The sequence below is a fragment of the Pedobacter sp. P26 genome (assembly GCF_050632135.1).
Taxonomy (GTDB): domain Bacteria; phylum Bacteroidota; class Bacteroidia; order Sphingobacteriales; family Sphingobacteriaceae; genus Pedobacter.
Map to the genome: position 1 here is coordinate 4,738,922 of NZ_CP192574.1, position 11,511 is coordinate 4,750,432.

The window sequence follows — 11,511 nt, forward strand, 5'->3', positions numbered from 1 at the left end:
ATTTAAAATCATTTAAAGAGAAATAGAATTGGATAATTGTATGTCAGGCCTAATCAATTAGGGTCATCAAAACAGATTTTTCAACTGTTTCAGGAAGCGAAGAGTGGATTAATCCCTCTTTGTAGTAGTAGTAGTTTTTGGTCATAAATTTTGGTTTATTTTGGTTAGAGTTGTATTCGATACCGTTGAACGAATTCATCTGTATCGGTATGAGATCGATTTAGATTTAACCGGGTGCTTCCATGAGCATTTGTTCAGTTTGGTTCATATTTATTTGGTTAGCTCCTTACAATAAAAAACCAATTTTAGCTTTCCTGATTTTGAACAATCTGCCTTTGGCATCTCATTGAGATTTGAGATCAGCGTTAAGGCTCTTAGGGTAAGTGTTTGGTCTTACTTACTTCAGCATCATGTTCGAACGGAAAGGTAATGGTTCTACCTGTATTGAATATTCGAAGCTAAGAAAACTACCATTTTAAGGATACCACAATTGTTTAAATTTATACCCAGTTTGTTTAAGTAGCGCTAAAAGTGCCTTTTTACTTCAAAAAAGCATAAAAGTCATAACAACGACTCCAAAATTATTCGATCATTTCATTGACCTGCCCTGATATAATCTTACATTTTAGGCAAGCGCTGGTATGCACAGCGGCAAATGTACAGGTGTAAAGATTGGTTTAATTTACTGAAAGTAAGAGCCTGTTTAAATTTTTACAACAAATATAAATGACCATTTGCTATTACACTGAGAGATAATTTATGGTATAAAAATCAATATGAACTGACAGATGGATAAAGAAGGTGAATGATCTTAATGGACAGTCATTTCGACCGCAGTAGAGAACCCGAACGCTCTGAGAAGCAAAATCTTTTAAATTTGATTTCAATAAATAGTACAAAGATCTATCCACTTCGTGTTGCTCCGGTCGAGATGACGACCATTCTATTGGAGTCTGTTAATAGTAGCGTAGTCGATTGTTTTATTAATGCGTTGAAATAGTCTCCGACTACGCTCAGACTGACATACGAAATAAATTCTATTTAATTTTAAACAGGTTCCAATAATTAAGAATGATAAATAAGAAATTACCATTCTTAATCCAGGCAGGCGCGTATTACGGCAAGAATATCTCATGATGTAAAGGCACCATCAAGATAACTAAAAAATTTAATACACAAATACAAAAGCAATTTAGTTGCATTTAAAATAATCAATACTATATTTGCAATATAATTGCATTAACATGATGAAAAAATTACCGGTAACCGTATTAAGCGGTTTCCTGGGCAGTGGCAAAACCACTTTGCTAAACGCTATTTTAAAAAATAAACAAGATTTAAAAGTTGCCGTAATTGTGAACGATATGAGTGAGGTCAACATCGATGCCTCACTGGTTAAAAACCAAAACACCCTATCCAAAACGGAAGAACGACTGGTAGAGATGAGCAATGGATGCATTTGCTGTACCTTGCGTGAAGACCTGATGATTGAAGTGGAAAAACTGGCAAAAGAAAACCGATTCGATTACCTGCTGATCGAAAGCACAGGGATATCTGAACCCATCCCGGTTGCACAAACATTTTCTTTTATTGATGAAGCTTCTGGTATCGATCTGAGCAGATTTAGCCGGTTAGATACAATGGTAACCGTTGTAGATGCTTATAACTTTTATAAGGACTTTGGCTCGGCAGATAAACTTGCCGACCGTAATATGGTTGATAACGTAGCGGATAAACGCACTATCGTAAATCTACTTACCGACCAGATCGAATTTGCCAATGTGATTTTATTAAACAAAACAGATCTGGTAAGTGATATCGATCTTAATGTACTTAAGGCGTTAATTGCAAAACTTAACCCTACAGCTAAAATTTATCAGACACTTTTTGGAGAAATAAATCCAGCCTTAATCTTAAATACCGGTTTATTCGATTTTGAATCCGCATCAGATGGTGCCGGATGGAAAAAGAGCTGGTAGAAATCCATCAACCCGAAACTGAAGAATATGGAATTAGTTCAACCGTATTCCGCTCCAAAAAACCTTTTCACCCTGAAAGATTATGGCATTACATCAATAAAGAATTTCCACAGAACATTATCCGTTCGAAAGGTATTTTCTATTTAGCTGCCATGCCCGAAAAGGCTATTAATTTCTCGCAAGCCGGTGGTTCTTTACGCATCGATCTGGCAGGTGTTTGGTGGGCAAGTATGCAAGAGCATGAACGTGAGCAATACCAGGACTACCAGGAAAACAGAGCTGAAATTGATGCAGATTGGGACAATGATTATGGGGACCGTAAAAACGAGCTTGTTTTTATTGGGCAGGAAATGAACAATGATGAGTTAAAAAAATCGCTTGAATATTGCCTCTTAACTGAAACAGAAGTGGAAATTTACAAAACAAAAAACCACTTTAAGAATCCTTTTGAACGTGTCTTACTTTAAAAAATAGTCTATGATATGAAAAAAATGGCAGTTTTAACCGCAAGAAAGATGAAAAGGATCGCTTGCCAGACCAGGAGTAGATCCAGAAACACAAATCTAACGAAGATCTTATCATTTTTTAAAAAAGAGTCTTTTTAGAAGAAGTAAATCATGTCAATTGATCTCAAATTTATTAGAACACTGTTAATCAATTTACTTCTGGTCGGGTAACTGCATTAAAGATTTGGTGAATTTTATTTTTTAGATCAATAGCTCTTTGTATGTTCAAGACAACAAAACAAAGTACAAAAGGCAAAATGAAGTAGTGCGCAACAAAAGACAATCCAACGAGCATTAAAATGCCTAGCATGATACCAAATATGGATACCGAAAATTGAAATTTTAAACTTTGTTTTTCGCTAGCCCCGATAATTTCGAAACTTCCATTATTTACCCTATCCCAATCGGATTGTTTGGTAATATATGGACCGCCATGCCATCTTTCTCCGAACAAGATTTTTTCTCCGTTCGGTCAACAACTTCATAATCCAGTTTTCTTAATTCCTGGATGATACGTTTTATTAGAATTTCTTCCGGGATTTCAACTTCCCGTTCAATTTTAAATTCGAGCCCAATGAATAGATCTCTTATCTTTAATTTCATTGGGCTTGAAAATGTTATTCTGCAATTAAAAGGAAGTAATTTCTTCTTCCTTTTTGTACTACGATAAACTTATCGTTTATTAAATGATCTGTATTGAATATTTGGGCCATTTCAGCTACCTTTTCTTTGTTTACAGAAACTCCGCCTCCCTGAATGGTTTTCTTAGCCTCTCCCTTTGATGGAAAAATGGTCGATTTTTCTGCCAGTAAAGTTGCAGCATCAATTCCAATATTTAGTTCTGATTTCGAAATGTTAAACTGAGGAATACCTTCGAACATCTCTGATACTTGCTTTTCTGTTAGGCTTTTCAAGAATTCAAGTGTACCGTTTCCAAATAAAAACTCAGATGTTTTAATGGCAGCTTCCAAAGCTTCTACTGAGTGGGTTTTTATGGTGATATCTTCAGCTAAAGCTTTTTGAAGGATACGCAAATGCGGTGCGGCATCATGTTCCTTTTCCAAAGCCTCAATTTCTTCTTTATTTTTAAGCGTAAAAATACGGATCCATTTTTTCACATCATCATCTGATGCATTTAACCAAAACTGGTAGAATTTATATGGAGAAGTTTTTTCCGGATCCAGCCAAACTGCACCACTTTCGGTTTTGCCGAATTTGGTTCCGTCTGCCTTTTTAATCAGCTGTGTAGTAATGGCATAAGCTGTACCAGCGTCTTTCCTTCTGATCAGTTCGGTGCCGGTAACAATATTGCCCCATTGATCAGATCCGCCCATCTGCACCAAACAGTTTTCATTTTTCCATAAATGATAGAAATCGTAACCCTGAATCAACTGGTAACAGAACTCAGTAAAAGACAGACCAGAATCACCTTCCAAACGTCTTTTAACACTATCCTTTGCCATCATGTAGTTCACAGTAATGTGTTTACCAACATCCCTGATAAAGGTAAAAAGATTCATATCCTTAAACCAATCGGCATTATTAACCATTACTGCACCGTTCCCGCCTTCCTCAAATTTTAAGAATTTAGCCAATTGCTTTTTCATTCCTTTCAGGTTGTGCTCAATCATTTCAGGTGTCTGAAGGTTACGTTCATCAGATTTTCCTGACGGATCGCCCACCATACCCGTAGCTCCGCCAACCAAAGCAAACGGCTTGTGACCAGCATTTTGAAAATGAATCAGGGTCATGATCTGCGTTAAGTGACCAACGTGCAACGAATCTGCAGTAGGGTCGAAACCGATATAACCGGAAGTCATACCCTCGTTTAACTTTTCCTCCGTATTCGGCATAATATCATGCAGCATGCCACGCCATCTTAACTCTTCAACAAAATTCGTCATTGTACAAACACTTTAATAATGTGCGTGCAAAGATAAAATTTTAGCTTAGTTTAAAGCAAATTAGTTGGTTTTGTAAATGAGTTATCATAATTGAACTCGGCCTTTACAACCATACCAGAAAACATTACCTTGCAAGATGAACTTTTTATCCCATTATTATTTCGACCGGACAAATAATGATGCCCATGTGGTAATGGGAACGGTTTTGCCAGATCTGATTAAAAATGCAGCAAAAGAGGCGAATTTATACCCCCAGAAGAATGAATTCCTGTTTAAAGGAAACCCAGATGAAGAAAATCTGTTGCTTGGCTGGAAAAGACATTTAGCCGTCGACCTGCTTTTTCATTCCTCTAATTTTTTCCTGGAGAAAACCACCGAACTTAAACAACTCATTAAGCCGGTTGTAGAAAATACCGCTGTGCGTCCTTCTTTTCTTGCCCACATCGGCCTGGAACTTTTGTTAGATCATTTATTGGTGGAGGATAACTTAATCCAGGTAAACCATTTTTATGACAAGCTGAGTTCGGTAAAAAAAGAATCGTTAAGTGATTTCCTTGAACACTGTAACCTTAAAAACCCTGAGGTATTTTTTAATTTTTTGGAAAAGTTTATCAGCAGCAAGTATCTGCTGAGTTATCAAAAACTCGAAAATATCAGCTATGCGCTGAACAGAATCTGCATGCGTTTATGGCCCGAAACATTGAACGAAAATCAACTTCAGTCACTTACTTTTGAACTTGGGATTTATAAAACCGTCCTAGAAAAAGATTACATGCATATTTTTGAGGAGATTGAGGGGAAGTTGGCTTAAATATTTTAGCGAAAATAGTTAGGCCTTTGCATCCCTTAACATTTTATAAAGCGATTGAAGCCCATTTTTTATCCATTTCTTTTTTAAAGCTTCGGGAGAGAAATATTCTACCTGGTTATCTTCAATGGCACATAGCATGATTGGAATAATAGTCCCATCGTAAAATTCTAACCTCTTAAAACTAGCCATTTGACTATCTATATGAACTAGATTCATATTATAAACTCCCTTTATTGTTTCAGGAGAAACGGCATGTCCACCTTCTGAAACCCTTTGCTGAACTCTTGCCTTACAATGCTCGATTGTATTCAGGCATAAATAATTAATTTGAATATGATAACCGGAATCCTCAAATAAATTTAAATAAGTCCAGTAGTATGGATCAGACAGAGGAGTTTCCAGCACAAAATGTTGTTGCCCAACGATTGCACTTTTCATTTCACTAACCAGTTTCGCCTCCATCATTGCTGTGGCTTTTTTTAATCTATCTGTTTTAGGAATTCCTTCTTCTATAAGTTGGGTTTCGAACTGAACGCGAACTTCATCTCTGTTAAAAGACCATATTCCTTCAAATTCTACAGGAAGCATACTTTGAATATAGGTAGATTTACCTGCTCCATTTGGACCCGAAATAACCAAGAGTGTTGGATTAGAATAATCCATAGTCAATACGAACCAGATCTGCTTCTTTTACTGCCAAAGTCTTCAATACTTTAACATTAATTTTTTTCCGGCTGAAGAAACTTCCTGAATCTCTATGCGACCATCATTATATTCTTTATAAACCTGACCTTTCGGAAGCTTATTAGAGAGGATAAGAAAAGGCAGATTACGACTGAAGTTCTTTGCACGCAGATTACGTAAAACATCAAGATATTTCTCTTGCTTAGTTTCTGTTTCTAGATTAGTCAACTCCATAATTGCAATACTTTAATCTAATGTAAAAATACAAATTCAATGCCACAATTCAAAAGGAGAAATCTTTAAAAAGGCCAAACGCGTTATACAAACAGTAGTTAATAATCATTAAAATCGATAGCTTTCTTTGATAGATTTTAATAGTTCAAATCGCTAAATTAACCAGAGTATTATGTATATTTATTTCAACTCATTTTAAAAACCGATTCATCCTTTTTTTATATTTGTAGATGCCTTTAACTGCAATAAAAGAAGAAATGGATGCCCTGGTGGCCGAATTAAACCAGCACAATTATAACTATTATGTGCTGGCTATGCCCACCATTGGAGATTATGAGTTTGATAAAAAATTAAAACACCTCGCCGGGCTAGAAAAAGCAAATCCTGATTTTGCCGATCCGAATTCGCCTACACAGCGTGTTGGTGGCGATATTACCAAAAACTTTATTACCGTAAACCATAAATACCCCATGCTATCATTGGGGAATACATATAACGAGCAAGATCTCCGTGATTTTGACGAACGCATCCGTAAAGCCATCGGCGATAATTTCCAATATGTTTGTGAGTTAAAATTTGATGGCCTTTCTATCAGTCTTACTTACGAAAATGGCAAGCTTTTACGTGCGGTTACCCGTGGTGATGGCACCAAAGGCGACGATGTAACCAATAATATAAAAACCATCCATACCATTCCACACCAGATCAAATCGACCGTTGCCCCTGACCATTTCGAAATCCGTGGGGAGATTTTTATGCACAAAGCGGCATTTTTACGCTTAAATGCTGCTCGTGAAGAACTTGGTGAGATCCCTTATGCAAATCCCAGAAATTTTGCTTCGGGCACCATAAAAATGCAGGATAGCAAGGAAGTTGCAAAACGGCCTTTGGATGGTTTTATTTATTTCCTGTACACCGATAAAAACGAATTCAAAACTCATTGGGAAAGTTTAAATGCTGTAAAAGATTGGGGTTTCCATGTTTGTGAACATAACCGACTGGTTTCTGATATCGATGCAGTTCTGGAATTTATCCACCATTGGGAAAACGAACGTTTTAAATTAAGTTACGATATTGATGGTATTGTGATTAAGGTAAACAGTTATGCACAACAACAGGAATTGGGGTTTACGTCTAAATCACCACGCTGGGCCATTTCATATAAATACAAAGCAGCAGAGGTTGAAACTGTTTTAGAAAAAGTAACCTATCAGGTAGGCAGAACCGGTGCAGTTACGCCGGTTGCCAACTTAAAACCTGTTTTATTGGCCGGTACTACGGTTAAACGTGCTACATTGCACAATGCGAACGAAATAGATCGTTTAGATTTACATGAAGGTGATACCGTTTATGTAGAAAAAGGTGGTGAGATTATTCCAAAAATTATCATAGTAAATTTAGATAAGCGATTGCCCGGCGCTACAAAGGTTCAATATTTACACAATTGTCCCGAATGTGGAACAGAATTGATCAGGAGAGAAGGAGAAGCAGTGCACTACTGTCCTAATGATGAAGGTTGTCCGCCGCAGATTGTTGGAAAAATTCAGCACTTTATCTCGCGCAAGGCCATGAATATTGATGGACTCGGCGATGAAACCATCGAAACCTTTTACAAACATGGGCTTGTAAATCATATTAGTGATTTATATACTTTGTATCAAAAATCGGATCAGCTCAAAAACTTAGACCGTTTTGGAGAACGTTCGATAGAAAACATGCTTACCGGAATCGAAAAATCGAAGGAAATGCCTTTCGAAAAAGTGCTTTTCGGCCTGGGCATCCGTTATGTAGGCGAAACAGTAGCAAGAAAAACTGCCGCTGGTGTAAAAAATATCGACAATCTTGCTAAGGCTACCGTAGAGGAATTAATCGCCATTGATGAGATCGGACAGCGCATTGCGGAGAGTATTGTTGAGTATTTTGGAAAATCTGAGCATTTAAAGCAGGTAGAATTATTAAAATTAGCAGGATTACAGTTTGAAATTGAAGAAAAGGTAATTACGCTGGATAGTGATAGACTTATTGGAAAAACATTCGTAATTTCGGGCGTTTTTGAAAACTTTAGCCGCGATGAGCTCAAAGATATGATTGAGGCCAATGGAGGAAAGATGCTGAGCAGCATTTCGGGCAAATTGAATTACCTCGTAGCAGGCGATAATATGGGTCCATCGAAACTGGAAAAGGCAAATAAACTAAACGTTCCGATCATCAGCGATGCTGAGCTTTTGGAAATGATAAAATGAGAGAATGACGGAATTGGTGAATGATAGCATGTAAAAGCATTTGGTCAATCTCTCATTCAAAATTCAATAATTATAAATTAAAATGAACAAATTTCAGGGTACTGGTGTAGCGTTGGTTACACCTTTCAACACAGATGGATCAGTTGACTATGATGGTTTAAAAAACCTGATTAATCATTTGGTAGAAGGAGGGATCGATTACCTCGTTTCTTTAGGTACAACCGGCGAAACTGCTACAATGACCAAGGACGAGAAGAAGAAAGTGTGGGCCTATACTGCTGAAATTAACAACAATAGATTACCATTGGTTGCCGGCATAGGTGGCAATAACACTTTAGCTGTAGCTGAAGACATTAAATCTTTCGATGCTTCCGGTTATAGTGCAATTTTATCTGTTAGTCCTTATTACAACAAACCTACTCAGGAAGGAATTTATCAACACTATAAATATTTAGCTGAAATTTCTCCTTTAGATTTGATTTTATACAACGTACCAGGTCGTACAGGAAGCAATATGAGTCCGGAAACAACTTGCAGGCTGGCTCATGATTTTAAAAATATTATTGCTACTAAAGAAGCATCAGGAAGCTTCGATCAGTTTAACCAGATTATGAGAGATAAGCCTGCAGATTTTCTTTTAATCTCCGGAGATGATCCGGTTACTTTGCCAATGATCGCTTTGGGTGCTGCAGGCATTATCTCGGTAATCGGAAACGCTGTACCTAAGCAATTTTCTGACATGGTAAAACTTTGTTTAGCCGGCGATTACAAGGCCGCTTTGCCTGCTCATTTAGGCTTAATAGAATTTACTCGCCTGGCATTTGCAGAAGGTAATCCGGCAGGCATAAAAGCTGCATTAAAACATTTAGGTGTTTGCGGCGATACCGTAAGGTTGCCATTGGTTAAAGCATCTGCATTTTTAGAAAAATCAATAATTGCAGAAATAGAAAAGCTAAGCGAAGTTGCTTAAATTCGCTTACAAGAATATTTTCAGGAACAGATTGTTTGATTTTGCTGAAAAGTAAATGAAAACAATCTGTTTTTTTGTGCAAATAAAAAATTACTCAAATAAATTAACCGCCTTCTATTTATCGCCCTGTCATTTAAACATCCGGCTTGCGCCACTATTATCATAAAATGCCTTGTAATCTTTAACGTTAAGCATATCCGCCACGGCCTGTTTTTTATCTGCAGCCTGGTTATAATAAGCTTTGCAGATCTGGTAACCTACCCAATACCCCAGATCAGCAGGTTTGTCGGCAGTTTCCTGATCAGAGTTGGCTATCCAGTTTTTGGCCCTGTTCAGATACATTTCTTTTTCAAAATCGCTCCAAATCTGTTTTTCCTTACCCCTGGCCCAAACATGCAGTCGTTCGTTAGCCGTTTTACCAGAGATCAGTTCGCCCAGGAAATCGGCCATGCCTTCAGCTAAGACAGCACGTAATAAGGTTGTATCGCCAGCCATGCCGCCCTGATTAAAATGGATCAGCTCGTGCGCAATAAGATGCGGCAAATCAACCAGGTTGTTGAAATTGTTGCGTTGCCATAAGTTTAGTTCGTTGGTAGGGATATCGGGTGTACGCACACCTTGATCTAGACCTATGAGCAAGCCATTATCTGAAGAGGTACCACCTGAAGAGAAATCACCGATAACAAAATAAACATCAGGAAACGAAGCTTTGGCATATAGTGCTTTAAGCTTTACAAAGCTGCTTATCATCTGTGGCTTCTGTTGCTCTACAGCATAAGTATTTTTGCGGATGGCGGCATAAAAATTAGGGCGCTTATCATGCCCCATAACAAAGTATTTCAGGTCAAATACCTTGTAAGTAAAATAATCCTGTAAACCGGGCGTTCCGGGTTGGATGTAATATTTGCGGTAAATGTTTAAACGGTTGGCCGTATCTTTCTGAGCACGGTCATAAGCATCCCAGAAATTGCGTACGTCGGTAGTAATTAACCGTGCTTTTGTCGGATCGTTAGTGCTTTTAATACGTGGATGCAAACCTGCAATGAGTTTCTGCCAGTCGGCGCGTTGGTGCAACGAGTTAAGATCGGTATCCTTACTGATATGCGCCACATTATCGTTCCCAAGTTGAATGGATTGTTTCAGCAATAGCATTGCGCTATCGGCCTTGCCATATAGGGCAAAACAACAGGCAGCATTATAAAAGGCCCCTTGTTTTGCACGGGAAAATTCACTGGCCTCTCCAGAAAGCAGGTAATAATGCGCTGCCTGATCATAAATTTTAACAGCATATAAACTGTCGGCTATTTTAGCATAACGAAACTGAGCATGTGCAGCTACATGAGAAAAAAACAACAGGAGACCTAAAAAAACGTGCTTAAACATGCACTAAATTTAGCTAATTCAGATAATAAAATTAGACATGTGCGCTTATTTTATTTAAAATATTTACACTTGGTAACAATTTAAAGAAACCTTTTGCTCCAGGTCATTTTAAAAAATTCAGAAATTCCCAAAAGCAGAAATGGTCTTCGACTACGCTCAGACTGACATACGAAATAACTTCTATTTTATTTTAAACACGTTCTTAGTCTTAAAATATTAGGCGATCAATTTATTTCTTCTTTCCATCAGGAGATTATCCTGCCAAACACCTTTTGCTTTACCTATTTTTTCCCGATAGCCTACCACCCTGAATCCAGCTTTTTCATAAATTTTTAATGAGGCTGAATTCTGAAGGAAAATTCCTGCCTGAAGCATCCAGATTCCTTTTTTTCACTTTCGATAATCAGGGCATTTAATAGAGCAGAGCCTATCCCCTGGCCTTTGTAGCCCTGTTTAACATAAACTTCAATTTCTCCAACACCACCAACGTCATAATTGGCGATTACCGGCAAAAGTGCACACCACCCAACAATTTCCTTACCCTGTAAACTCACAAATCTGCAGGTCTTGAGGTGTGATGAATCCCAGTCCTTCCATGAAATATCCGGGGTTCTAAAACTTGCGGTACCTGTATCGATTCCTTCCTGATAAATGTCATTTATCTCACTCCAATCTGCAGCGCGCATCATCCTTATCATAGTTTAATCAATTGCGGCTCAAAGCCAGTAAAAGCTATATATTAAATTGTCAATTAAACTAATTTAGCCAACCAGGCCTCATTTGTCGAAGAGAACAGG

Annotated in this window: 12 protein-coding genes; 5 read left to right on the plus strand and 7 right to left on the minus strand. The window is 37.7% G+C overall.

From position 1 onward, the window contains the following. Nucleotides 1-49 precede the first annotated feature (49 nt). Nucleotides 50-199, minus strand: coding sequence for a hypothetical protein (locus tag ACQ86H_RS21980; protein ID WP_168202357.1), 150 nt, complete (start codon nt 197-199; stop codon nt 50-52). Nucleotides 200-1,244: 1,045 nt separating this feature from the next. Here ACQ86H_RS21980 and ACQ86H_RS21985 point away from each other — a divergent pair. Together ACQ86H_RS21985 and ACQ86H_RS21990 are read left to right on the plus strand one after the other, a co-directional pair. Next, nucleotides 1,245-1,979 (plus strand): GTP-binding protein, encoded by a 735-nt coding sequence (locus ACQ86H_RS21985; RefSeq protein WP_431292487.1) that lies wholly within the window; start codon nt 1,245-1,247, stop codon nt 1,977-1,979. Beyond that, entirely contained in the window at nt 1,961-2,446 is a 486-nt protein-coding gene (locus ACQ86H_RS21990) for a GTP-binding protein (RefSeq protein WP_431292488.1), read from the plus strand. The genes ACQ86H_RS21985 and ACQ86H_RS21990 overlap by 19 nt, the downstream gene beginning before the upstream one ends. A 429-nt stretch (nt 2,447-2,875) precedes the next feature. Here ACQ86H_RS21990 and ACQ86H_RS21995 read toward each other — a convergent pair whose 3' ends face one another. Both ACQ86H_RS21995 and tyrS read right to left on the minus strand, forming a co-directional pair. Then, nucleotides 2,876-3,088 (minus strand): hypothetical protein, encoded by a 213-nt coding sequence (locus ACQ86H_RS21995; protein ID WP_431292489.1) that lies wholly within the window; start codon nt 3,086-3,088, stop codon nt 2,876-2,878. Between the two features lie 14 nt (nt 3,089-3,102). After that, nucleotides 3,103-4,389: a tyrosine--tRNA ligase gene (tyrS, locus tag ACQ86H_RS22000; RefSeq protein ID WP_138820501.1), complete on the minus strand. Its 1,287-nt coding sequence runs from the start codon at nt 4,387-4,389 to the stop codon at nt 3,103-3,105. Between the two features lie 136 nt (nt 4,390-4,525). On the opposite strand from tyrS, the gene ACQ86H_RS22005 reads away from it, so the two are divergent. Further along, nucleotides 4,526-5,200 carry an ACP phosphodiesterase gene (locus ACQ86H_RS22005; RefSeq protein WP_431292490.1) on the plus strand — a complete coding sequence of 225 codons (675 nt, stop codon included), beginning with the start codon at nt 4,526-4,528 and terminating at the stop codon, nt 5,198-5,200. Between the two features lie 18 nt (nt 5,201-5,218). Here the strand turns inward: ACQ86H_RS22005 and ACQ86H_RS22010 are convergent, their stop codons facing one another. Next, complete coding sequence (locus ACQ86H_RS22010; RefSeq protein WP_431292491.1) at nt 5,219-5,863, minus strand: zeta toxin family protein; 645 nt, start codon at nt 5,861-5,863, stop codon at nt 5,219-5,221. A gap of 42 nt (nt 5,864-5,905) precedes the next feature. After that, on the minus strand, nt 5,906-6,118 hold the full coding sequence (locus ACQ86H_RS22015; RefSeq protein ID WP_431292492.1) for a hypothetical protein: 213 nt from the start codon (nt 6,116-6,118) through the stop codon (nt 5,906-5,908). Between the two features lie 230 nt (nt 6,119-6,348). On the opposite strand from ACQ86H_RS22015, the gene ligA reads away from it, so the two are divergent. Then, nucleotides 6,349-8,361, plus strand: coding sequence for an NAD-dependent DNA ligase LigA (gene ligA, locus ACQ86H_RS22020; protein WP_138820497.1), 2,013 nt, complete (start codon nt 6,349-6,351; stop codon nt 8,359-8,361). Between the two features lie 82 nt (nt 8,362-8,443). Beyond that, nucleotides 8,444-9,331 (plus strand): 4-hydroxy-tetrahydrodipicolinate synthase, encoded by an 888-nt coding sequence (dapA, locus tag ACQ86H_RS22025; protein WP_138820496.1) that lies wholly within the window; start codon nt 8,444-8,446, stop codon nt 9,329-9,331. A gap of 129 nt (nt 9,332-9,460) precedes the next feature. Here the strand turns inward: dapA and ACQ86H_RS22030 are convergent, their stop codons facing one another. Both ACQ86H_RS22030 and ACQ86H_RS22035 read right to left on the minus strand, forming a co-directional pair. Beyond that, nucleotides 9,461-10,714, minus strand: a complete 1,254-nt coding sequence (locus ACQ86H_RS22030; protein ID WP_138820495.1) for a TPR end-of-group domain-containing protein — start codon at nt 10,712-10,714, stop codon at nt 9,461-9,463. Between the two features lie 332 nt (nt 10,715-11,046). Continuing rightward, nucleotides 11,047-11,403, minus strand: a complete 357-nt coding sequence (locus ACQ86H_RS22035; protein WP_431292493.1) for a GNAT family N-acetyltransferase — start codon at nt 11,401-11,403, stop codon at nt 11,047-11,049. Nucleotides 11,404-11,511: the final 108 nt, after the last annotated feature.